Below are 24,476 nucleotides of genomic sequence, written 5' to 3'. Positions count from 1 at the left end.
TCTGTCATCAAAGTGGTCCCCACTACTCGAAGTGATGGACATCACTTTGGACACTCTCAACGTCGATGTCGATACGGCCTTCAAATGACGCTTACTCGCAACCTCTGCATGCAGATAGCAAAGCACGACTGTAACGGAATGTTAGAGCGCAAATCCAATGGGTCCGGAGTCGTCACAATTGCTTCGAAAGGTGTTCGCCTTGCTGCGAAACGCAGGTATAGGCCGGACCGATGTTGCAAGAGATTTGTGTCTGTCGCAGTGGGGTATCGACAACCTGATCTTTGGGTTGACCGTTTCGGGTGTGACCCGCGCGGCGAAAGGAAGTGGGCGGGTAGCTCCCAAGCCAGCTTTGCCACCCCGACTCAGGCTTTTCAAGTTGATACGGCTCGCCTGCTGGCGAGCGAGCACTCGCTCATGCCTTGCGTTCGAAGATCCATGTGGCGGGTGTGGGTTTGAGCGTTCCTCGTGCGTCCGGAATGTAGACGTCGGGCATCACTTCGCCCTGCCGTACCATCACGCCGGGCACGTTGTGGCCTGCAGCGTTCCAAACACCTGTTTCGGGGCAAATCTGACCGGTGCGAACAGTCAGCGGTCTAGCGCCGGCCTCTGCGGACTGGGGTTGTTGTCGTACCTCGAACGCTCGCGCGAAGTCCGTCAAATCCTTTGGATATAGGAGGTGGTTACGAAACGAAGTATCGTCGAGTTCCAGAAGATATGCGGCGGCCGCGGCCTCGATGGCCCAATAGCCGACGTATGCGCCGCCCTCTTGCTCGTTAGCTTTCAAGTGGCAATCATGCCAAGGCGCTTCTTTCATGGCTGGGTACCAAGCGTCAAGATAGGCGGCGACATCTCGAATGCTCTCTTCTTCGGAATCGCGGTAGAAGCTGTTAATCAGTAACCTGTACGGCCGGTCATGAAACCATTTGTCAACGTCGTACCGGCCGTCCATGCCATACGACAGCAAATCTTCATAGAGGGTGTCCTGTGCACAATAGAACCGGTCAAGCGTGTTTGCCAAACGCGGAAGCAACTCCGTGCAATGCAGAAGATGACAAAGACTGATGAGTTGCATTGCCTTCTCGTATTCACCAATCTCACCAAACATCAGGGGCGGGACGCTGTCGTCCCACATTGCAGCGCGGTTCAGTGTCGAATACAACTCTAGTGTATCGACCAGCAGCGGTAACTCATTTCGCAACGCGACCAGGCTTTTCCCGCTAGTGAACTCCAGCAGAAATCGACGATGAGCGTAGGATGCCCGATACCTTGCAGCAAGCGCCTTACGCTCGGGCTCACTTGCGCCACTGGGCGCGTCATGCTGTGCCCAATACTCGACCTGTTCAGTGAACTGCGGCAGCAACCAATCGTAGTACCGGTTGCTTAGGAATCTCTGACGCCTTACCGCTTCAAAATCGCCCATGGCTTGAGTCTCTTAAACCGATTTTCGTAGTAGCTTCCCACTCTCGTTTTTCCACACGACCGCATCACCGGCGCCGCCGAAGCGCTCATAAAGCATCTTGTGACCCGCTTCGTGGTAAGCGGCGCTGCGGACCTCTCTGGCAGCTATCTGTTCGTCCGTGAAATCAATCATGTTTGTTGACTGTGATTGGTGTCGCTAGACCACGGTATAGCTCAGTCGAAGGGAAGTAGTGTCAAAAATGTTGTCTGTGTTGTGCTCATGGTGAGCACTGCCGGATGCGGACGCGACCAGAATATCCGTGTAACTTGCCGCAAGCGTGACTTTTTGCGCCGCGCTGCTGCCGCGACCTCGGCATCCCTGAAGTGGTGAGTCGATGGCAACTGTTGGTCGCTATGTCCATGCTCGTCGCCCTCATTAAGGCTGTGACCGCGGATGAGACAAGTCAGTCGATGCTCCCTCCATTTCCTGGATGCATTGTGAGCGGGCGAGTTTGTAGGCGTTCTGCAGGGACCCGGGCCCCGCAGGACGAGCATCCGGACTAACGACCGGTCGCGCCACTTTGTACGCTGCACTGTCGAGTCTGTTGGATGCCTGTTGAGAAAGCGTCCACCCTAGCGCAAGCGGACCTGCGTCGCGCGGAACCCCGAGAGTGAGGAGACCTCCACCCAACGCACAAACCTGGCGACGCAAGGCCGCCACGGCAGCTAAGTCGCGAACACCGTTGGCGTGTTTTATGCCTTGGAACATCCCGAACGTTGCATTAATAGATGCTCCAGTCGCTGGAGTCACATCCGGCACTTCGTTATCCACTTTGTTGTCATCGGGGCTACTGTCAAGATCCAGGACAATCGGTATGACTTTTTTATCGCTCGCACGTACGATAGCGTCAACGATGTCAGATGCTGTCAGCGCGCCCGACCCGTCTAGGTAACCGCCATCGACCACGTGCCCATGTGCTTGAGCGCCGGCGTCGAGAAGCGTGCCGGGGCGACTAATGCCTGGAAAGCGCGCACTCGAATAGGTTGCGTCTAGCAGCGATATGTCGCCGCCAAGCACGCGATTGAAATCAAAGGCACCGGGGAAATCGCTTGCTGTAAATTGGACGGACGCTGCAATAACCCGTTTTCCGGTTTCCACATGAGTAGACGTATACACCAACCTCGGAAGAGCGCGTTTACCGATAGATTTAGGAAAGTCCCGAATCGGCGCATTAAGTAGGCCCGGCATGCGGTTGCAGATCTCACGAGATTCCGGTCTTGGGTAAGACGGAAAATCCTCGTTTGTACACGTGAAGTCGAACCTCCATAAGGTAGGAAGAAGTGCGCTTGGAGCGACCTCGCCGGGTAGAAAGGCTTGAATTGCACCGATGCTGATGAAGCGAGCCAGCCATGGCGCCATTAGGTCTTGAGTTAAGGCTGATTTCGCACCATTAAGGGCGACGGCCGTCGGTTCGCCAATTATCCCGTTTCCAGTGCCGTGTTCGAGTTGATAGTCATATAGGGCCGCGAGCCGCGCAATGTAGGCGGTCGAACCTAAGGCTCCGCCCGATACACCTACGACTGCGTACGTGTTCCGCAAGATGCCGGAGTTGGCGGCATTTAGCCCAAAAAGCATGTCATTCGTCCATTGGGCAGCGCGAACGCCACCACCTTCAGCTAGAACAATTACGACTTTGCGCGGCTCGCCACTATCTGCAGTGAGCGACGACCATACTTTGAAATCTTGCGCGATGGAAATCGCCGCAACAGACTGAAGAGACGAGTCTCCACCTGTGACGCTGTTCAAGGAGGTGCCACTTACCTTCGTAGCAGTGACGGCATCGAATGAGCCATCGATTACGCCGAACACGGCTAGACATACTGCTGCCAGAATACACAAACCAGCAATCGGCAGTCGATTACGGAGCATGAGAAAACACGACCATACGAACGACACGATGACCAGCCAGCACAGAACACCGGCGTAAAGCACGAAGAGGCTACCTAGTTTCCGGCCGATTGCTATCGGGTAGGCTGCAAACAGCACGAGCGTAATTGCGGCCAAGGCCACAGTAGGCCATGCTTCACCGACGCAGGCGTTTAGTTTCTGCCAATAATTCTTCGTAGCTGCCGTCGGCCCAGACGCTTCTGGCAAGCGGGCAAGGAGCAGCGAGACCAGAGCGCCGGCGATGACGGGGCCGTAGTCCTTGATGACCGTGTCGTCTCTCACGATCACGCAACCGAGGACAAGCACCAGCAAGAGTTGGGCGATGGCTGGTGCGTGTCGCCACACTTTGTGCACAAGTCCGCCACCCACTTTTCCAACGCTTTTGCCGCGCGCATGCATGAGAAACGGAATTAAAAGCAATGACGAACAGTAAGCCGAGAGAAACAGGAGCGACCATCCGGGACGACATTCATCAGCGGCATTAAATCCTTGCAATCCCTTCACGCATTCGCTGTCCGCCAGCTTAAACAAATACAGCGGTGCAGCGAGTACAAGTAGGCCCGCTGCTGTAATCAACAAGGTCAGAAAAAACGGGGTGCCTGTCTCAATCGGTATCGGCGCGGCAGACGATTTTCGAAGATGTGCAGACCGGCGCAGCATCTGCACGGAATGAAGCAGGGATGTCAGCGCCATGGGCGTCAGTACTAGGGCAATGTATGCCCACTGCCTGCCCGTAACCACTGTTTCAATGACCTCGTGTCCTTGGTCTGGCAAGAGTGCGAAGAGTGGCAACAAAAGCACAAGTAACGGCGGCAGATATCGCAAGATCTGATGGCCTGTTTCCATGAGGCACCTGCCGACGACGGAAATAAAGATTCCGGACGACGCCGCGGTCTGTCCGGCCGGTTTAGGCTTTCTTGTTTTCATTGTTTGCTTAGCGTTTTGATGAGCGTTGGAAAGGAACCATTCGCCCGGGACAGCCCGTGGAGACCGGTTTGGTGGACACGGGCCAGAAGGCAATGCCCTTGAATGCGCGCAATACCGTCCGGCATTGTTTGCGCTGTTTCTGGTTTGGCTCTCTTCTGCAGCGTGCATGAGCCTAGATTATTATCAGCGGTTCGGTTACAGCATTCTACAAAACAAACGCGAGCAGCCCGCTTATCTGTACCGCGTCTGCTCGTCTTCGAACATCAGAAGCGCTACCATGAGACCGATTATGTCTCACTCATTGAGAAGCATGCTTGGGCAGACTTGATCGTAGAGCGACCAAGGTCTCGTCGTGCAGGTCACTGCCCTCAATTTTGACCGATGCATTGTTCGCCATAAGTACCGTTTCCCTCAAATGCCCTAGTTCAGCGCGGAACTGGAGTTTCTCAAGAACATGCTTCCTTCCAGCGACGAGCTCTTTGTATGCGAACCGTACGTCTCTTCTACCTTCAGCACAACTTTTGCCTTAACCCCCTTTCGATTTGCCGCGCACCCAACTGGATGGAATCGATAACCACGCGGCAGCCGAAGTATTCTTGAAAGACATCGCCCCAAGACATCACATCTACCGTCAGCGGAGTGACTGGAAGAGCGAAATTGGATATTTCCAAGAGTTGGCTCACAGGGCTCTGCGTGGACCGAGGAGCATCCATGAGTTCCAATCCGGGTCATTCCGGCACAGCCCGAAACAACGTCTGGTGGAACTCTAAGCGGCTAAACGTTAGCTCCTTGCCGACGGGTCCGCAATCGTCTCTTCGTATTCGTAACGCTCGACGTACCTAGCTTCCAAGAAATCGTCAAGCACCCTATCCAAGATGAAGCCACTTGAGCCATCATCCGAGAAGGACCGCTGCCGTATCTGCGTGGCGAGGGACCGGACCGGCAGCGGCCAGTCGGCCTGCAACCACCGATAGCGGGTCATCCTGTCGCCACTTCAACGATAACGCCCGACGTCCGCTTCGCCCTTATATTCACCAGTATCGAGCGCGCCACCAATTCGATGAGTTGATAGAAGCTTTCCCGCTCGCCATCGTCAACGGGGCGTGCGGTCCTCGTGTATTTACCATCCTGGAAGCGATAGGCTCCCTTAACGGAGTACTTAAAGCTCTTGCCGTTTTCGCCATCCTCAAATTCTGCGTGCGGATGCGGTATATCGTATGAATTGGCCGTTTGCTTGGTCTTCCATGTAACCGATGTTATGTAGCCCCCCTCCTTTAGCGACATGTATTCTTTCGAGGCGATAAGGTTCTCGCCACTCAGAGCCATGCTACGCACTATTACGAGCAATTCCTGGCTAGCTTCCGCTCTGGCATCTTCGTCAAGATCGTCCTCGTCTAGCTCACCCTCCGGACGCAGACTGGGGGCAATTTTTAGATTCGTCACCCCGTTGAGTTTATGGCCCGGTAGCTTGGATACCCGATGCTTCGCCGAGAGATGAAAGACCATTTCGCAGAGTTACCTAAAGCTATACCAAAAGCGGTCTGCATCCCGCAGCCCCTCTACCGGCGCACCTCTACGAAATCTATTGTCCGTTTTATGAGAAGTGGGCGGCACGAGCGCAATCAAAGCAATACGGCGTTGACCACTGACTTGGAGGTGGCTGTGCCCCCGGATGTCTTAATGCCGCGGGTCGTGGCGAGACCTGGGTCGCGCATGTTCGCGCGGTGCAATTCCCAAGCTTGCTAGGACAATCGCAAAAAAGGGCCGCTGGAAATGACTCCAGCGGCCCTTTGACGATAGTTCTGGTTACGCCTTGCGACAAAAGGCTCAGCGGTTAGTCAGCCCCCGCAACCGAAACTAATGCAACTTAGCAGCTTCTGCTCCCCCACCCCCTACTCCACCGTCACCGACTTCGCCAGATTCCTCGGCTTATCCACATCCGTCCCTCTTGCACAGGCAGTGTGATAAGCCAGCAACTGCAGCGGCACCACATGCAGAATCGGCGACAGCGGCCCATAGTGTTCCGGCATCCGGATCACATGAATCCCCGCCTCGCTACTAATCCGCGTATCCGCATCGGCGAACACATAAAGCTCCCCACCCCGCGCCTTCACTTCCTGGAGATTCGACTTCAGCTTCTCCAGCAGCGCGTCATTCGGCGCAATCGTCACAACCGGCATCGCATCGGTCACCAGCGCGAGCGGCCCATGCTTAAGCTCCCCAGCCGGATAAGCCTCCGCATGAATATACGAAATCTCCTTGAGCTTAAGCGCCCCTTCCAGCGCGATCGGGTAATGCACACCACGCCCGAGAAACAGTGCACTCTCCTTCGCGGCAAACTTCTCCGCCCACCCGATAATCTGCGGCTCCAACGCCAGCACCGCATTCAACGCCGCCGGCAAATGACGCAACTGACGCACGTAATCGGCTTCATCGCTCGCGCTCACCGCACCGCGAATTTTCCCCAACGTCACGGCCAGCACAAACAGCCCGACCAGTTGCGTCGTAAACGCCTTCGTCGACGCCACGCCAATCTCGCGACCCGCGTGCGTATGAAACGACAACGACGTCAGCCGCACCATCGCGCTTGTCGCCACATTGCAGACCGACAACGTATGGGTATGCCCAAGCGACTGCGCATGCTTCAACGCAGCCAGCGTATCCGCCGTCTCACCCGATTGCGAAATCACCACCACCAGCGCCTTCGGATTCGGCACCGATTCGCGGTAACGATATTCGCTGGCAATCTCGACCTGCGTCGGAATCTTCGCGATCGACTCCAACCAGTATTTCGCCGTCAGCCCCGAGTAGTAGCTCGTACCGCAAGCCAGAATCAACAAACTGTCGATACCCGCAAACTCAGCAGCCGCGCGCTCGCCGAACAGCGCCGCATCGAACGAATCGCCTTGCGGCACCGTATCGGCAATCGCCCGCGGCTGCTCGAAAATTTCCTTCTGCATGAAGTGACGATACGGCCCGAGTTCAACGCCACCGCCATACGCCGTCACCACGCGCACTTCGCGCTGCGCATCGGCGCCATTGCGGCCGACAATCCGCACGCCCGCCAGCGTCAATTCGCAGACATCGCCCTCTTCGAGGAAGATAAAACGTTCGGTCGTACCGGCCAGCGCCAACGCATCGGAAGCGAGGAAATTCTCGCCGTCGCCGAGCCCGACCACTAGCGGCGAACCCTGCCGCGCGCCGACCACCAGCGAAGGATGATCCTTGTGCTCGACCGCGATCGCATAAGCGCCTTCCAGGTGCGTCACCGCCTCGCGAACCGCCGCGAACAGATCGCCGCGATAAAGGCTATGCACGAGATGCGCAACGACTTCGGTATCGGTCTGCGACACGAAAACATAGCCCTGACCACGCAGCATCTCGCGTAACGGCTCATAGTTTTCGATGATGCCGTTATGCACCAATGCCAACTCATCCTTCGAGAAAATCGGATGCGCGTTGTCCGTCACCGGCGCGCCGTGGGTCGCCCAGCGCGTATGCGCGACGCCCGTCCCGCCTTCGAGTTGCGTATCCAGCGCTTGCGTTTCGAGGTCGGCGACGCGCGCCGTGCTGCGCGCGCGACGCGGACCGCCATCGGCCAGCACGGCGACACCGCAGGAGTCGTAGCCGCGATATTCCAGACGCCGCAGTCCTTCGATCAGGACCGGTACGATGTTACGTTGCGCTACCGCGCCGACAATGCCGCACATAGTTTTTGTTTTCCTACTTCAGGATGTTGGGGATGAAGCGAACGGCTTCGGATCGATTCAGACTTCAGGCGTAACCCGCGGGATTGGTCGACTGCCAGCGCCAGTGGTCGGCGCACATGCGTTCAATGCCGTATTGCGCGCGCCAGCCGAGCAGCCGCTCGGCCGCGGCCGGATCGGCGAAACAGGAAGCGACATCGCCCGGACGGCGCGCCGTGATCTCGTAAGGCACCGGCTTGCCGGAGGCCTTTTCGAACGAGCGCACCACGTCCAGCACGCTATAGCCCTGCCCCGTGCCGAGATTCACCACGAAGCTCGCGTCGCGCCGCACGAGCGCATCGAGCGCGGCCAGGTGTCCGCGCGCCAGATCGACCACATGGATGTAGTCGCGCACGCCGGTGCCGTCCGGCGTGTCATAGTCGCCACCGAATACGCGCAGCTTCTCCAGCTTGCCGACCGCGACCTGCGCGACATACGGCATCAGGTTGTTCGGAATGCCGCCTGGATCTTCGCCGATCAGTCCGCTTTCGTGCGCGCCGACTGGATTGAAATAACGCAGCGTGGCGATCCGCCACGACGCATCCGCCAGCTGCAGATCGCGTAGCACCTGTTCGGCGATCAGCTTCGATTGACCGTACGGATTGGTTGCGGACAGCGGGAACGATTCATCGATCGGCGAGGTTTCCGGCACGCCGTACACCGTGGCCGACGAACTAAATACGAACTGCTTCACGTTGCGGTCGCGCATCACGCCGAGCAACGTCAGCAGGCTGCCGAGGTTGTTGTCGTAGTATTCGAGCGGCTTGCTGACCGACTCGCCCACCGCTTTCAACGCCGCGAAGTGGATCGCTCCCGTGATCGGATGCGTGTCGAAAATACGCTCTAGCACGGCTTTGTCGCGCGAATCGTTCTCGTAGAATGCCACGCGCTTGCCGGTGATCTGTTCGACCCGCGCGAGCGACTCTCGGTTACTGTTGACGAGATTGTCGACCACCACTACGTCGTAGCCGCCGTTCAGCAATTCCACGCACGTATGCGAGCCGATAAAGCCCGCGCCGCCGGTTACCAGAATCGTGCCCTTCAAGACCATGTGCTCCTCCCCGTTTCAGATGTTTTGAACTATCTACCGGCCCGTGCGCGCCTGGCGCCCGTTCACTGTTGCCCGGACAGGCCCACGCCGACCGTGGCGAGATCGCCGTCGGTGACGTACGGCACGATCCCATCCGCCGCGATGCGCGCCGCCGTGGCGGGTCCGCATGCGGTGTCGGCGGGATCGCAGTAGTCGATCGACAGCACCGGCAGCCGGTATTGCTCGCGGATCGTCGCGGCCTTCCCGAGCAGCCACTCGCGGTCGGCTTGCGGCACCTCGGTATAAGCCTGCTTGCTCGCATCCCAGCCGCGATACAACGATTCGAACGCGACCACATAAGCGAGATCGTGGACCTGCGGCAAGATCTCGAAACCGCGGTTGAAGATCAGCCTGGCTTTCGGATAACGCGACTTGATCGCGCGGATCACGCGGATCATGCCGGCTTCCTGCGCAGCGCGCTCGGTGTCGGTTTTGGCGATCAGCTGATAGGAGTCGAGCGTGTCGAGGAAGAAGCCGCGATAGCCCTTCTTCCACAATGGCGCGATTACCTTGTCCACGAAAAACGCGGGCCACTCGGGCGCCGTCTGGTCGACCACATGCGACGCCCACGCGTCGTTCGTCCCCGGCAGCCACGTGCTCGGCATCGCGCTGAAATAGCTGCGATGCGGATTCACTTCGCCGACGCTGACGTAGGCGAACCACGCGGGGTGCGTTTTCGAATGCGCATGCGGATCGAACCGCGCATCGGGCTCGACCACCACCACGTCGAAGCGCGCCAGTTCATCAACCGGCGGATTCGCGCCGTAGAACAGCGCGATCGAAGGCCCCGCCGGCGTGCTCATCGCGTCCTGCGCGTGCGCCACCGACGCCAGCGCGCCGAACGCGGCCATGCGCGCAAAGCGGCTAGCAAGGCCAAGTAAGTGACGCAATGAAAAGCGCCGGTCGTCATCGTGCTGAGCCAAACCCCGTTCCTCCTGGATGTTATTCGAGCAAATCCGCGCGCGGTGCGCGCGCCGTACTAGCTAACGGAAGTCAGAAACGACCACCAGCAAATACTATCCAGCGCCTCGGTCGAAATCGACGGACTGAAACCCGCCTGCCGCGCGGCCGTCCACGCGGTTTGCGCGCTCGACGTCGCCGTGCACGACGACACATAGTCGAGCGAGCCGACAAAAAAGCCGCTGCGTCCGAAGTTCTGCTCCGTGCTTTGCCACGACTGCAACTGCTGCACGAGCGACGTACTCACCGACGGCAGATAGGCCTGCTCCACCAGCACACCGTCGATCAACCACGGAAACGCCACGCCGCCACTGCTCCCGGCGATGCTCTGCACCGGCGCCGCATTCGGCACCAACGCCAGATTCGGGAAACGGTCGCGCAACTGCTTGACGAGATCGAGACCGCCTTGCGCGCAGGTGGCGTCGCACGGACCGCCCGATGTGTTGGTGCCGTGTCCGACGATCTCGAAGTTGTCGAGCATGAAGCCATCCACGCCGGTGGCTGCGAGACGCGGCGCGACGTAGTTCACGATCAGGTTCTGATAATCGGCGTTGGCGGGATTCATCCAGTATTCCGGGAAGCCCGAATATTTACCGAGTTGCGCGGCGGTGTTCGCACCGCACGATACGAACCCAGACGGCACGGTGCCCCAGTAGCTGCGCGATTTCTCGCAGGCGCCGAAATTAAGGTAGCTCAACACTTTCGCGCCGTTGGCCTTCAATGCCGCGATCTGCGCGGCGGAGAACGCCGGCGTGCCGGTGCCGGGGTCCGCGTCGATCACGATCAGCTTGAAGGTCGACGCCACCTGGCTGAGGGTGAGCCCGCTGGCATCGCCGTAATACACGGTCCAAACCGGCGCGACCGGCAAGGCGCGCGCCGCCGCAATCACGGGCGCGGGCGTGGCAGGCGGGGTCGTCGTGGCGGGGTTGGTCGGCGTAGCGGTACTGCCGGCGGCCGGCGTCGTCGCCGCCACGGTCGCGGCGCCCGAGGTGCCGCCGCCGGAACCGCCGCCGCACGCGGCCAGCAAACCCGCTGCAACGGCGACCACCGCGCCGCGCCGACGCAACGTACGGCAAACCGCACAACGAAGCTCGATGGCAAGCCACGCGCGGGCGGCCCGGCGCAATGGGCCGAGAAAAAGCTGAAACATATTGGAATCCGGGTCGAACGATACGAGGGCAAGGCGCAGACACGCCGCTTCGATTCCCACAACGCGTCTGGCTCTCACCGTATGAACGGCAGACCCGCGACGATCTTGAATCGAAAACGGCAGCGCCGCTCCTTCAACCCCGCAACATATACGTTTCGTATTCCAATGACGTGAATTTTCTATCGAGCATTTTCACGGCCGCCACCACCACGACCAGCAACGCGAGCGCGAAACCATAGCCGTAGTAGTCCGGACCGAGCCGGAGCGTGATGCCGGTGAATAGCCCGTTCAGCACCACGAAGCCGGCGGTGAGCCGCAGCACCATGCGCCGTCCGTCCAGATAGAAGAACACATTGAGCAGCCCCAGCAGCAGCACCTGCAGACTCGCCGACACGACGTCGACGACGAGCAGCGGCAGATACAGCGGCGAAATGCCGAGCGAGGCCAGCACGTGCTCGCCGAAGGCGATGATCAGCAACAGCACGATGGTCTGCACCTTGATGATTTCGTACAGGCCGGCGCGCACGCTGCCCACCATCATGTCGCGCATTTCGTTGATATGACGCAGCGTGGCGCCGCTGCGCACCGCGTTGTAAAACGCGTCGTAATACTCGACGAAATCCGCTTCGATACGCACGAGGAAGGTCGCCATGCCCGGCATCACGCACACGTACGCGATAAAAATCGGAATGTCGTAAATCACCGACGCATGCAGCGGCCCGATCACGCGGGTACCGGTGCCCGGCGAATACCAGAACATGAACTTGTCGAGCCACACGCCGATATTGAACAGCAACCCGACCAGCGCCAGACTCGGATAAGCGAAACGGCGCTCGAACACTTCGAACGAAATGAAACGCTCGGAGCGGTAGTTGCGATAGATCAGCCCCGACAGACCGGCCAGCAGAACGATATGCCCCGCGACAAACCCGCCCAGCAAACCCACGAGCCCATAGCCGTTCAACGCCAGCGCGAGACACACCACGCACGCATAGCCCACGAAGAACACCAGCAGAATTTGCCGGTACTGCTTCACGCTGGACAGGAAAATGACGGCGATCCAGATATTGCTGACCACCACGAAGCCCGTGATCATCAACAGACGGTAGATCACCGGCTCGCCGCGAAACCCCACCAGCGTCGCAATCACCGCAACCACGGCGGCCAGCAGCGACGACACCAGCACCACGCCGTTATAGTTCGACAGCACCAGATCGTCGCGCTTCTCGAACAGCCGGTCCGAAATGAAACGCGTGAACGACAGTTGCAACGGCCCGGTCAGGATCAGGCTCAATGCAATCAGGTAGGTGACGGAGACCTGGAACTGCACGATCGCGAAGGTCGGAATCACCGACGTGAGACTGATCAAACCGATAATCAGAATGCCGAAGATCGACAGAATCAGCGGCCCGGAGCTGATCAAACCCGCGTAAGCATAGGCGCGCGCCACGCCCATCAGCGTGTCGCGGCGCATGATCTTGCGCAATTCGAAGCCAATCCCCGCCATTAGCGTGTCTCCTGCGAGTGAACGGACGCCGCGGTCTGCGCACGCGCGCCCGCTCCGTTCGATTGAGTGCCATGGTTCACCGGGCAGCGCGCGGCGTCGCCGCCCGCGGCATTCGCCTTACGATCCGGCAGCGCGGCGAGGCGCTCGTACAAGACCCGATAGCGGTCGATCATCTGTGTCTTCGTGTAGTAGCGGCGCACGCGCGCCAGGCCCGCCTGCTGCGCGGCCAGCCAGCGCGCCTCGTCGGCGAGCAGCGCGAGCACCGCCTGAGCGAAGGCCGCCGGGTCCGCGAGCTGCACCACCATGCCGGCCGAACCGAGCGCGCGGTCTTCCTCGTCGACGCCTTCGATCAGTTGGCGGCACGAACCCACGTCGGTGGTGATGGCGGGTACGCCGGCGGCGAAGCCCTCCAGCACCACCAGCGGCAGCGCCTCGCTGATCGAGGTCAGCGCGATCACGTCGACCTGCGGCAGCATCTCATCGATACGCTGGAAGCCGAGGAACTTCACATGCCGGCCGAGCCCGAGGCTCTCCACCAGCGCACGGCATTCGAGCGCGTAGGCGGGATCTTCCTCTTCCGGCCCGATGATCCAGCCTTCCAGATCGGGCAGGCTGCGCGACGCGATAAAGATCGAGCGAATGAAGGTCTTGATGTCCTTGATCGGCACCACCCGGCCGATCAGCGCCACCACGCGGTGCGCGCGCGGCTTGCGCAGCGCCACCAGCGGCGCGAGACCGTCGACGTCGATGCCGTTCGGTATGCATTGCGTGCGCTCGGCACGCGCGCCGTCGGTGATCTGGCGCTGGCGGTTCGTCTCGTACAACGCGACGATGTCGTCGGCGGCGTCGTAAGCGAGCTTGCCGATCGCCTCGAAAAAGCGCACCCACAACTCACGGAAATAACTGACGCGCGAGATATCGCGCTCGAACACGCCGCGGTTGTCGCGAATCCACTGGCTTTGCAGCAAGTCGATCTTGCGTTCTTTCGTGTAGATGCCGTGTTCCGAGATCAGCAGCGGCCGGCCGGTGCGGTAATGCATCAGCGCGCCGAGAAAGCCGCCGTAACCGGTCGACACCGTGTGGTACACCCGCGCCGGCAACAGCTTTTCGGCGACGCGGGCGAGTTGCCACAGCGGCTTGTGCATGATCCGCACGGTCCAGAAATAATCGGTGAACGACGGGTCGGTGCAGTACTTCTGATACTGATCGACGATCGTGTCCCACGCCGCGCGGCTCGACAGAAACTCCGCCTCGTTCAGCGCGCCGTTCTCCCCCAGCATCGGAATCATGCTGGCCATCAGCGTGCCGGCGTCCACGCCGCCGCGCGGATCGCGCAATGCATCGTGCAATTCCTGCGAGCGGGCGAAGGCCGCGGCGTCGCCGGCCACTGCGCGCGGCTGCGGCAGGTCGGCCCGCTCCGATTCGTACAGAAAGTGCGTTTCGATATGCACGACGTTGTCCGGCAACGCGTACGCTACGCCCGAATAGTCCTGCAGGCGGCTGCCGATGAACACGATCGCGAAACGGGTCGCCGGATAGGAGCGGATCATTTCATTGACCCAGCTCGACACCCCGCCGCGCACGAACGGGAACGTGCCTTCGAGCAGCAGGCAGACATCGGCGTCGGCAGCGCGACGTACAGGAAGTTCGTTGATCATGACCAGTACTTCACCACCGGTTTGAGTGTGGGCAACGCGGCCGCGTTACCCAGCGAGCCGAGCAGTTGCGACACGCTGGCGTAGTCGCCGCGCAGGAAATCCGCTTCCGCCAGCCACGGCACCAGCCGTTCGCGCGGGAAGCCTAGTTCCAGCGCCCGTGCAATATGTTCGTGAGCGGCCTCCGGCAGACCGCTCGCCAGCGCGAGACGGCCGCGAATCAGCCACAGCGCGGCGTCGCTCTGATCGGTTTCGAGCGCCGCCTGCGCATAGCGGTCGGCCTGTTGCAGCGTGTGCCGGTAGACCGCGCCCTGCACCAGGTTCTGGTACACGAGTTCGAAATACAGTTCGGCCAGCAGACGATTGAGCGCGTGGCGCTCGGCGTCGTGGCTGGTCGCTTCCAGCGCTTTGCCGGTGCGGAAAATTTTCTGCATGATTTCGTTCTCGGCGTGATCCAGCGTGCCGTACGCAATCAGGCGAATGTCTTCGAGCGGATCGGCCAGCAATTCGCGCAGCAACGTGCCCGTGGTACGGGTCGGCATGCTCTGGATCGCCACCAGTGCGGACAAACGGTCGGTGGCCGACACTTGAGTATTCGCGAGGCGTGCCTGCAGGCGCGCGCCGCCGCCGTGCGACACGCGCGACACCAGATAGGTGACGAATTCCGGACGCGGCACGTCGGTGAGCTGATCGCTTTCCTTGCGGCCGGGGAACAGCGCGGCCCAGATGCAACTGATCAGCACCACGATGCCGCCGAACAACGGCACGAACGTGCAGGTCGCCCACAGGAACAGCAGCGACATCGCCCGCGGTTCGCGATAGTTCGGCGGCAGCCAGCGGCGCAAGGCGATCGCCTCGGCCAGCCCGGCCACGGCCTGCAGCGCGAGAAAGCGCAGCAGCGGGTCGAGCGCGCCGGCCGGCGTCAGCAGGCTCGCGACCGCCAGATACTGGAGAACCGCCGCCAGCAGCGCCACCAGCACGCTCACGAGGAGAGACAGGGGCTTAGACATCGAGGCCGCTTCGTTTGAGAAGACGCAGCAACGCCGCGCCCGGCTCGTCGCCCTCGAGGTGCAGCGTATGAACGCCCACGCGCGCGTGTTCCAGGTCGGTGTTGAACTGAGCTGTGAGGCTCGCCTCGATCCGCGCCAGATAGCCGTCGATACCGGTCGTGTCGGTGGCCGGCATCAGGTTCACCAGCACCGATTGTTTCGCGGTCTGCACCGGCCACATCACGTCGAGCGAACGGCGGCGACGCATGACGTGTTCGAACAGCGAATCGCCCTCTTCATCGCGCGGGAACGCCAGCGCCACCAGCGACGACGCCACGCCCGCCTTCTGCTGCAGACGCGTCAGGCGGCTCAGGTCGAGCGCGAATTCGTACGGGCAGTTCGGCACGCTGTCGAGAATGCGCTGCACGAACGCGGAATGCTCGACGCCGTCGGCGTAGTAACCGAGCAGCACCAGCAGCAGTTGCAGGTTGTCGAAATTGAGCGACAGGAACGGCATGCGCTTGACGATCAGCAGCGCGCGCAATTCGCCGTCCGCCGACACCAGCGGGGCGCAGACCAGATACTGGCTGACCGGCACCATCGTGTCTTCGTTCTTCAGATGCGCGACGCTCAGCGTGGCGAGCGCGTGTCTGACGAGTTCGTCGTTCGCCTCGAGTTCGAACGCGTCGCCGATCTGCGCGATCGCCTGGGTGCCGAGCTTGCCGTCGCGCACGGGGTACAGGGCCGCCACTTCGATCTGGCAGGCCTGTGCGACGAATTCGAGCAAGCCGCTCGCGCCGGTCAGCGAGTCGCCCGGCGCAACGGCGGCCGGCACGGCCAGCGCCGTATCCGTTGCCACTGAAAGCCGGCGCAATTCGGTAATCGAATCGCGCAGCGTGGTCGGCCGGGACAACAGGTCTTTCTCGAGCCGCTCGTGCGAGAGGCGCATCAGATAGTGACTGTTGGTCAGCGCGACGAGCCGGTCGTTCAGGTAATCGTTCAGCGACGACGCGCGTTCGGCGCGGCTGCCCCACGTGTCGCCGAAATGCCCGGCGAGAATGGTCTGGATCAGGCCGCCCGCGAAAAACATCGCGGGAAACGCGTTGCCGTGCGGATAGAAAAAGGCCCATGCACCCAGCATGATTACCCCGGACAGCAGGCCGAGCAGACTGCCGTAGCGCAGCGACACCAGCAGCGCCACCAGCCACACCCACGGGTAGCCGGCATGCAGCAGCAACGGGTCTTCGGGATGAAGCCAGCGCGTCAACGCCAGCACGGCCACCACGAGCGCGATGGTTTCCACGATCGCGAACGGCCGCGCCACCGCGGGCGCCAGAAAGCGGCGCACACGCCCGAGATTGCCGAACGGATGCGCATGGCGCGGCTTCGAGGCGCCCGGGTTGTTTTCCACGGCTGCGGTATTCACGGCCATTTCCTTTTCACTTGTCGTATCGGGTTCCGGTGCGCGGTCCGCGCTTCACGCGCCAGCCGGCCACCCGGGGATAAGCTTACTGACGCGCCTGCAACGGCGACAGCACCTTGGCGATCAGCGAGCTGGCCACGCTCGACAGACCCGAGCGGCTCCAGCCGGTACGCGTACCGGTCGCGCTCCACACCACGGCGCCGTTCGACACGTCGATCAGTTCGAACGTCACGCCGACCACCGGCTCGCCGTCCACGCCGGTCTTGTAACGCCATTCCTCGACGGCGCCCGACAGCACGTAACGGGCATTCTGCGAGCGCGCCCAGTCGAGCGCCTTGTCGCCGTCGGCGCGTTGCGTCGTGTCGAACATCGCGTTGCGGCTGGCATCGGCCGGCGCGATGCGCACGTCGGCAATGCCGCCGGCGCGCAGCGTGTTCGCCGCGATCGACTCGGCGCTGTGACCGGCGTCGGGCGTTTCAGTGTAGTTGGCGATCGACACCACCGCCACTTTGTCGCCGCGCGACAGCGTCGGACCCGAGGTCTGGCGGACCGTGCCGCAGGCGCTTACGAGCAGGGCCAGCGTGGTTGCCGCAACACACCAGGCGCTGGTTCGAGCCAATTTTTTGATGCCGTACATGAAGAATTCTCCTTGGATGGATTCGAAACCGGGATTCAGTAAAACCAGCTATAACGCGCGCCGATCTGGGTCACAGGCGTGCCGAGACGCGACACGCGCTGATGTGAGAAAAACAGGGCCGCGTGGTCGCCGCCGAACACGGTGCCAGCGAGACCCAGGCTGACTTCCGGCCCCCAGCCCTGGAGCGTGTCGTGCAGCATGCCGACGTCGAGAAACGGCCGCCACGCACGCGTGTACTGATCGAGCAGATCGTTGCCGAAACCGAAGAAAAGCCCGTATTGCGAGTACGTCTGGGGGACGAACGCCGCGGCGGTGGCGGGACCGGCGGCCACCGGAATCAGCCGCGAAATCAGGCCGTCGGCGGCACCGCTGGCGCTGTAGTCGCCGTGCGCGCCGATCAGCCGGATCGTGTAGTCGGGGTAGTTGGTACGGATCCGATAGCCGATCTCGCCTGTGGACAGCACCCCGCTGCCCAGGTAATGACGCGCCTGGCTATAGAAGCGGTCGGCTTCGACGGTGCCGGTCGCATACAGGTGCTGCGTCGCGTGATAGGTGACCGTGCCGATCACATTGTCCTTCATACCGCCAATCTGTAACGCCTGCGATTCCAACGCCGTCTGGTTACGGCCGGCCTTGAGCTCGAACGACAGCGGCGAGTTCCTGCCCCACTCCGCGCCCACCGCGACGGTGTAGAAACTGTCGAGTGCCTCGCGGCGGCCCGCGCTCACCTGGAAGGCCGTGTCGTAGGTTTGCCGGCGGGCGAAGAACTCCACCGAACGGTCGATCGCCGGCACCTCGGTGAGCTGCGACGCATCGGTCGAATGCTGGAAGCGTTGGACCCCCGTCACGCCGACCATGTACAGATCGGCCACCTTGATGCTGCCCGCGAGCGTCTGTTCGATGTAATCGAGCGGGTGCTCGACATAGCTCGTGACCGTGGCATCGAGCGATTGCGGCCAGCCCAGCGCGGTCTGCTGCAAGCGGCTATGCATTTCCGAATCATCAGGAGCGCCTTCGAGTCCCTGAAACGAGAGATCCTCGGCCGCGCCCGGACGGTCCACCTCGATCGACGCGTCGATCCGGTTATAGAGCGGCAAGTGCGAGCCTTGTTGATCCAGCAGACGCTCCATGGCGGCCTTGTCGTCATCGGCGAGCGCGATCGCGATCAGTTGCTCCGAAGGCTGCAGCAGCACGGACGCGTACTGGCGAGCCAGCCAGCGCTTGGCCAGCGGATTCGCTTCGCGCGACATCGCCCAGGCCAGCGCCACGTCGCGCGCCACGGAAGACGTCAGACGCGCCTGATCCGGCGCCGTCGCCGCTTTGGCCGGCTTGAGTTGCGCGGGCGGCAGACCCGGCGTATCGCCGAGCAGCGTGCGGCGCACCTCGGTGTGGTCGTTGCGACCGGCGTCGGTGGCGAGCAGATCGGTCAGGAACGCCTTCGACACATCCCCGTTCGCGAAGATCGAGGCGAGCGTCACGCGGCGGCCGAGCAACTGTTCACGCACGTCCGCGCCCTGCGACGTCCGCGTGCGCAACGCGATCTGCCCCGCCGCGTTGTTGGCGCGGATGTCGGCGCCTTCCTTCTGCATCTGGCGCCAGACATTGCGCCGGATCGACCACGCGAGATCGGTGCGGCCGGCCATTTCCTGTGCTTCCGCGTAGGTCAATTGCCAGAGCGGATCGCGCGACATGGAAGCCGATTGCAGGCGCAGATACTTGAGCGCCGCTTCCGGCCTGTTCAGACGCATCTGCGCGGCGGCCAGCGGCCCCCACAAGGCGGGCGCCTGGGCGGGCGCGTCGCGCCACTCGGCCACCGCGTCGCGCAGTTGCGCGCCGCTGCCGAAGTCGACCAGCGTCCACAGCAACGCGGCGCGCAGTTCGAGCGAGGCGCCGGGCAGCGTCACGGCGGCCTGCAGGTCGTGCAGCGCGTCGTACGGACGGTCGATCTCCAGATAATATTCGGCCCGCGCCTGCAGGAACGCCGGATCGCGTTCGGCCGCGCTCAGCTGCGCGGGCGACAGGCTGGCCAGCAACTGCGTGATGCGATCGAACTGCTCCGCGATGGTGTAATAGTGAATCGCCCCCTGCAGCGCGAGCGTCGAATGGTCGCGGCGGAATTGCAGCTCGGACGTGCGGCCCGCATCGACCGGATACGCGTCGTAGAAGTACGTCATCGCGCTGAGGTCTTCGGGTGTCGCCTGATCGCTGGCCAACAGACGCTTGTAGGCGTCGTTCGCGATGTCGTCGCGCTGCAGAAGACGGGCGAGTTGCGCGGCATTGCGCCAGAACAGCACGTCGTTGTCTTTCGCGCCCTTGCGGGCCGCGAGCAGTGCGTTGAGCGCGCCCTTGTAGTCGCCGTGACGATACAGCATGCTCGCCGTGTGCAGCGCGTATTGCGTATTGTCCGGGTAGAGCTGATTCAGCTTGCGGTAGTAGGTCAGCGCTTCGTCGTCGTGACCGGCGCGCTCGGCGAGCAGCCCGAGGCGGGAATCGATCGCTTCGGCTGGCGAATTGTGCTGACGGCCACGCAGGAAAGCCAGCGCGTCGTCAGGACGACCGAGGCGCTCGTAGGTCGCGACCACCGAATCGAGCAGCTTCAGATCACCCGGCGCCGCGTTCGACGCCTGAATCAACGCCGCCAGATAGGCGTTGTCGTCGTTGAGCATCGGCGCGAGACGCATGACGTTTTTCCAGCCGTCCGGATCCTGCGTGGCCTGCGCGTAGACCAGCCACATCTGCAAGGCGAGCGGCGACGCATGATTCCATTCGGCGACCTGAGCGAGACGTTTGGCCCAGACCGCCGAGCCCGGATTCTTCTGCATCTGTTCCGTCGCCACGCGCTGCGCGTTCGGCAAATCGTTCGATTCGAGGAAAGACTGATACAGCAGCCCCTGAACGTCGGTCCCCGACGCGGCGGCTGCCGGGGCTGCGGATGCCGCGCGCGTGCCCGATGCCGCCGGCATGGCCGATGCCGCCGATGCCGCCGATGCCGCCGATGCAGCTGATGCAGCTGATGACGCCGATGCCGCCGCGACTGACGAAGCACCCGTCGCGTTCACCGCGGCACTCACCGCCGCGGCCACCCGCACGACGTGCACATCGTCCCGGCCGTGCGTACCGATCCGCATCACCCCGCCGGAAGCGGCTTGCGGACCGTCCATATAAGCGTACGGCGGCTGCGCGCCGTCCCGCTGCCCGCGCTCGCGGATCAACGCGACCAGCCGCAGCGCCCCGCCGTCGTCCGGCTGAGCCTGCGCATAGCCGGCCAGCGCCTTCGCGTAACGATCGACCAGGTCCGGCCGATGCGCCGCGCGCGCCAGGTTCAGCAAGACGATCAGCGTCTCGTGATCGTGGGCAAAGGCCGCGCCGTGCTGCTCGGCGGCGGCGAGCGCCTCGTCGAGCAGATTGCCGCCCTGCAGCGCCCGGATGCCTTCGATAAAGCAGTGCCGCTGTGCGTCGAACGTCGCGGCGCTCGCCTGCAGACGGAACCAGCCGTCGGCCGCGCCGCGATAGTCGCCGCCGTACATCGCGAAGCGCACCACTTCGCGGTTCCAGCGCGTTTGTTGCGCCGGGTCCTGGACCGCTAGGCGCGCATACAGTTGCTCCGCGAGTTGTTGCGCATTCACCGACGCGGCCATCTCGGCCAGCACCTGCAGGTCGGCGGTCGGCCACGACAGCGCGGCCGCATTCGCGAGCTGCGCGCGCAGACGCACCAGCGCGGCGTCGCGCTCCGGGTCGTTGACGGGCAGCGCGAAAATCTCGCGCGTATCGACAGTCAAGCGCAGCAACTGCCCCGCGCGGCGCATCGCTTCGGACGGCATCGCCGCCATGCGCTCGGCGACCCGCCTCGCGTCTTCGTTGCGGCCCAATTGCACGTATTGCGTGCCGAGCACCTGCAGGAACTCGGTGTTGTCGGGCTGCACGCGCAGCCAGGCTTCCAGATAAGCAATGCTCAGGTCGCTCGGTGCGTCGGTCGAGGTCATCCGGCTACGCAGACCACCGCGCGGATGCACAAGGTACAGCGTCATCAGCACGACACCCGCGAGCAGCAGGACGAGCCAGGTGGGCGCGATGCGAGGGCGGGTATCAACCACAGGCGGCCTCGACTGACAGGTAGTTCAGTTTCGTGCCGATGTCGGCCGGCGTGTCGAAACGCAGGAAGTCACCGTCGCGACGCGCCGCGACCGGCTGGTTGTTGATGCTGATCCTGCACGACTGCGCGTTCGCCAGCTTGACGAACGGCTGGTAATGGCCGGCAAACTCAAAATGCATACCCTGCGGCGTACGGCGGAAATTGCGCACGAAACCGTTCGCTTCGGCGATATACGGCACGCTCGCCGCGCCGCCCAGCGCGAAGCGCGCACTGCCGTCGTCGACGTGAATGTAGGTGCCGTCGGGACCGCTGGAGAAACCGGTCACGCCCTGCGCCGTGTCGAGCGACGGTCTGGCGGTCTGCGGCCAGTGCAACTCACGCACCGAGCCGTCGCCACGCACCACCCAGCCGCTTTGCGGGCCCACCTCTTTCGCCACGGCAAACGTGCGCCAGTCCAGCACCTTGCGGATGTACTCGGTCACATACACCGGCATCACGGGCTGCTTGAGCACCGTCGAGAAGATCTGGTCGAGCGCGCGCAACGACGCGACTTTGGTGCCGCTGTACATGTGGTAGTAGATGTCGATCGGCTTGAAACGCAGCGGACGGTCCGTCATCGCGTAGGTTTCGAGTACGCGCGTAAAGCCGTAAAACGGGCCTTGCCAGTCGTTCGTGTAGACGTTCTCGTCCTGGTTCGGCGCATACACCTGGTAGGCGCCCGGACCTTTGTCGACGCCGATCGGCGCGATATTGGTCCAACTGTTGGCCGACTTCGTGATGACGGTGTCGCCGCCGTTGAAGTTGTAGACGCCGGCTTCATACACCTTGCGCACCACGAAAGCGGGCGGCTGACAATCGCCGGACCATTGCAGCATCACGGTCTTCTTGCCCGGAGGCGCGAGACGCGAATTGATGTAGTCGATCGAACCGGTGATCTCGCGGTCGATATTGAATTTATAGCCCGGAATATTCAGCGAGAACGCCGCATCGCCGCCCCCAACGTCCACCTGGGCGCCGGTCTTGTTGTCGACATGCTCCCATTGGAAAGGATGCGAATACGTATGCGTGCCGATCTCCACGTTCGGCAGCGCGAACATCTTGCGGGCGATCTCTTCGAGACGCGGCGAGATGTCCGCGTGCAGGCCCTTCGCGCCGACCTCGCCTTCAATGACCGACAGCGTCATCGGCACCTTGTAGCGGGTGAAAATCTGCTGGTACAGCGCCTCGCCCGAATAATCAGGGCCGGGGAATTCGGCTCGCGACGCAAAGCCGTCGCCGTCGACATGCGACATGAATAGACGGCGGCCGTTTTCGGTCGTCACGCTCGGCGACGGAAAATCCTGCAGATGTAGCGCGGCTTTCATGAAAGCCATCGGCTGAATCGCCCAACGCTCCTGCTCGATGCTGTCGAGCGAGGCCACGGTGTAAGGGCTCAGCGCGTAGCCGCCCCACGGTGTGAGCGCGATCTGATCGACCAGCACGCCATTGGCCGAGATGCGCAGCAGCGACTGGCTGTGCGGTCCGACGCGCACGCCAAGCAGATCGCGCGGCTCGGGTTTCGGATTGATTTCGAAGCCGACCATGGGATCGCTCTTGACCACCGAGACCGGCGCGGCCAGCGTGCCGCTCACGTCTTGCAGATCGAGCGCCGCGCCGCCGGAACCCGCGGCGTCGAAACCGAACTGGCCGAGAAACGCAACCGGCACATGGTCCGTGATGCGGGCGGCGACCCAGCGTTGCCAGGCTTCGGGATCGGGCGCCGCGCCGCGCTGGATCCACGCGACCACGCCCGCATAACGGTCCGGCGAAATGTTGTCCGGCAGACGCGACGAGAAATCGGCGTACTCGACGTCGTAGCCCATGTAATTGAGCGGCGTGGCCAGATCGCGCACACCGGCGCTCAAGTCGAGCGGTTCTTTGGTGTCGCGGTCCTGAACGACGAGAATCTTGCGCGGCAACACTTCGATCCTGCCGATGCCGACCACGTCGCGCGCCCGGCTGGTCACGTACGGCAGCATGCCGGCCGCCACCACGCGGGCCGCCGTGTCGCGCGCGCACTGACGGTCGTTGCGCGCGCAGAACTCGACCGAGACGACCGGCACGCCGGTCTGCTGGGTGAACGCGCGGGCCTTCGCGACGCGCTCCGCGCGCTGCGCTTCGGGTACGTCGAGCGGACGGCCGCTATCGTCCAGTCCGCGGACTAGCGAATCTCCCACCACGGCATACAGCGATTTCGCATAAGGCAGCGCGGCCTGCGTGACGTCGGCGCCCCCAGCGACCAGCCGTGCATCGGGATGCATCTCGCGAATGCGCGCGGCTGCGGCGATAGCGACTGGCGTCTCGAGCAGGAATCCGCGATAGCCGCGCCGCCACAGCGGCTCGACCTGACGGGTCACGAAAGCTTCGGATGTCTCACCAGGCTCGCCGGCGGTAGTGCGCGCGATCCAGGTGGTATGACGCAGCGGATGCGCCAGCGGCTCGAAACCCGTGGCCGGATCGATCACGACGGCGTCGAACGCCTGCAGTTCGCCGACCGGCGGATTGGCCGCGTAGAAGAAAGCGAGATTCGGCGGCGCCTCGGCAACGCCCATGGCAGCCGAGGCCGACGGCAACGGCGCGGCCTGAAGGTGAACGCCAAGCGGGGCAACAGCGCTTGAGCCAAGCAGTACCGCAATCAAGGTGCGCCGGAGAAACCGTTCACCGGTTCGTTCAGCTACCTTGCGAGAATTCCCGCCGGCCCGTGTCCCGGTCCGCTTCTTCATAGCCAAAATCTTTTCCCCGTTCTTCTGCTGACTGAACACGAGCGGCGTTATCTCCAGAGGGAGAAATTTCCGCTTGCTGATTTTTGAGCCGGCCTGTTGGCATTAATTACGCAACCTAATCCGGCGTTGCGCCGGATGCGAAACCGGCCTGTGTTTGTTTCTTGTTAAGGCGGTGGAAGATAGCACATGAC

Annotated in this window: 14 protein-coding genes; all 14 read right to left on the bottom strand. The window is 62.3% G+C overall.

The features are described from left to right. Positions 1–412: 412 nt before the first annotated feature. Complete coding sequence (locus B0G83_RS32530) at positions 413–1,420, bottom strand: PoNe immunity protein domain-containing protein (RefSeq protein ID WP_105511432.1); 1,008 nt, start codon at positions 1,418–1,420, stop codon at positions 413–415. 414 nt (positions 1,421–1,834) lie between these two features. Beyond that, entirely contained in the window at positions 1,835–4,273 is a 2,439-nt protein-coding gene (locus tag B0G83_RS32525) for a hypothetical protein (RefSeq protein ID WP_105511431.1), read from the bottom strand. Positions 4,274–5,251: 978 nt separating this feature from the next. After that, entirely contained in the window at positions 5,252–5,779 is a 528-nt protein-coding gene (locus B0G83_RS32515; RefSeq protein ID WP_105511429.1) for a hypothetical protein, read from the bottom strand. 386 nt (positions 5,780–6,165) lie between these two features. Then, positions 6,166–7,983, bottom strand: coding sequence for a glutamine--fructose-6-phosphate transaminase (isomerizing) (gene glmS, locus B0G83_RS32510; RefSeq protein WP_105511428.1), 1,818 nt, complete (start codon positions 7,981–7,983; stop codon positions 6,166–6,168). A 64-nt stretch (positions 7,984–8,047) separates the two neighbouring features. Further along, positions 8,048–9,070 carry a UDP-glucose 4-epimerase GalE gene (galE, locus tag B0G83_RS32505; protein WP_105511427.1) on the bottom strand — a complete coding sequence of 341 codons (1,023 nt, stop codon included), beginning with the start codon at positions 9,068–9,070 and terminating at the stop codon, positions 8,048–8,050. 62 nt (positions 9,071–9,132) lie between these two features. Further along, a complete protein-coding gene (locus B0G83_RS32500; protein WP_374954959.1) occupies positions 9,133–10,032 on the bottom strand; it encodes an endo alpha-1,4 polygalactosaminidase in 900 nt (299 codons plus the stop codon). A 56-nt stretch (positions 10,033–10,088) separates the two neighbouring features. Beyond that, positions 10,089–11,219, bottom strand: coding sequence for an endo alpha-1,4 polygalactosaminidase (locus B0G83_RS32495; protein WP_105511425.1), 1,131 nt, complete (start codon positions 11,217–11,219; stop codon positions 10,089–10,091). Positions 11,220–11,352: 133 nt separating this feature from the next. Next, positions 11,353–12,726 carry an exopolysaccharide Pel transporter PelG gene (gene pelG / locus B0G83_RS32490; RefSeq protein WP_105511424.1) on the bottom strand — a complete coding sequence of 458 codons (1,374 nt, stop codon included), beginning with the start codon at positions 12,724–12,726 and terminating at the stop codon, positions 11,353–11,355. Beyond that, a complete protein-coding gene (gene pelF, locus B0G83_RS32485) occupies positions 12,726–14,384 on the bottom strand; it encodes a GT4 family glycosyltransferase PelF (RefSeq protein ID WP_105511423.1) in 1,659 nt (552 codons plus the stop codon). Before pelF ends, pelG begins: the two co-directional genes overlap by 1 nt. After that, on the bottom strand, positions 14,381–15,391 hold the full coding sequence (locus B0G83_RS32480; protein WP_105511422.1) for a hypothetical protein: 1,011 nt from the start codon (positions 15,389–15,391) through the stop codon (positions 14,381–14,383). Before B0G83_RS32480 ends, pelF begins: the two co-directional genes overlap by 4 nt. After that, positions 15,384–16,796, bottom strand: a complete 1,413-nt coding sequence (locus tag B0G83_RS32475; RefSeq protein ID WP_105511441.1) for a PelD GGDEF domain-containing protein — start codon at positions 16,794–16,796, stop codon at positions 15,384–15,386. The genes B0G83_RS32480 and B0G83_RS32475 overlap by 8 nt, the downstream gene beginning before the upstream one ends. 82 nt (positions 16,797–16,878) lie before the next feature. Further along, positions 16,879–17,430 carry a penicillin-binding protein activator LpoB gene (locus tag B0G83_RS32470; RefSeq protein WP_105511421.1) on the bottom strand — a complete coding sequence of 184 codons (552 nt, stop codon included), beginning with the start codon at positions 17,428–17,430 and terminating at the stop codon, positions 16,879–16,881. A 35-nt stretch (positions 17,431–17,465) separates the two neighbouring features. After that, positions 17,466–21,524, bottom strand: coding sequence for a tetratricopeptide repeat protein (locus B0G83_RS32465; protein WP_105511420.1), 4,059 nt, complete (start codon positions 21,522–21,524; stop codon positions 17,466–17,468). Then, positions 21,517–24,114: a sugar ABC transporter gene (locus B0G83_RS32460; RefSeq protein WP_258168420.1), complete on the bottom strand. Its 2,598-nt coding sequence runs from the start codon at positions 24,112–24,114 to the stop codon at positions 21,517–21,519. The genes B0G83_RS32465 and B0G83_RS32460 overlap by 8 nt, the downstream gene beginning before the upstream one ends. Positions 24,115–24,476: the final 362 nt, after the last annotated feature.

The organism is Paraburkholderia sp. BL21I4N1 (assembly GCF_002973525.1).
Classification (GTDB): Bacteria; Pseudomonadota; Gammaproteobacteria; order Burkholderiales; family Burkholderiaceae; genus Paraburkholderia.
This window is presented reverse-complemented; position numbering and strand designations above follow the sequence as displayed.

Bases quoted from the DNA above. Each gene is read 5' to 3' on its own strand.
- B0G83_RS32495 (WP_105511425.1), bottom strand. From the start codon at position 11,219: ATGTTTCAGCTTTTTCTCGGCCCATTGCGCCGGGCCGCCCGCGCGTGG.
- B0G83_RS32480 (WP_105511422.1), bottom strand. From the start codon at position 15,391: ATGTCTAAGCCCCTGTCTCTCCTCGTGAGCGTGCTGGTGGCGCTGCTG.
- B0G83_RS32515 (WP_105511429.1), bottom strand. From the start codon at position 5,779: ATGGTCTTTCATCTCTCGGCGAAGCATCGGGTATCCAAGCTACCGGGC.
- galE (WP_105511427.1), bottom strand. From the start codon at position 9,070: ATGGTCTTGAAGGGCACGATTCTGGTAACCGGCGGCGCGGGCTTTATC.
- B0G83_RS32525 (WP_105511431.1), bottom strand. From the start codon at position 4,273: ATGAAAACAAGAAAGCCTAAACCGGCCGGACAGACCGCGGCGTCGTCC.
- glmS (WP_105511428.1), bottom strand. From the start codon at position 7,983: ATGTGCGGCATTGTCGGCGCGGTAGCGCAACGTAACATCGTACCGGTC.
- B0G83_RS32460 (WP_258168420.1), bottom strand. From the start codon at position 24,114: ATGGGCGTTGCCGAGGCGCCGCCGAATCTCGCTTTCTTCTACGCGGCC.
- B0G83_RS32470 (WP_105511421.1), bottom strand. From the start codon at position 17,430: ATGTACGGCATCAAAAAATTGGCTCGAACCAGCGCCTGGTGTGTTGCG.
- pelF (WP_105511423.1), bottom strand. From the start codon at position 14,384: ATGATCAACGAACTTCCTGTACGTCGCGCTGCCGACGCCGATGTCTGC.
- pelG (WP_105511424.1), bottom strand. From the start codon at position 12,726: ATGGCGGGGATTGGCTTCGAATTGCGCAAGATCATGCGCCGCGACACG.
- B0G83_RS32530 (WP_105511432.1), bottom strand. From the start codon at position 1,420: ATGGGCGATTTTGAAGCGGTAAGGCGTCAGAGATTCCTAAGCAACCGG.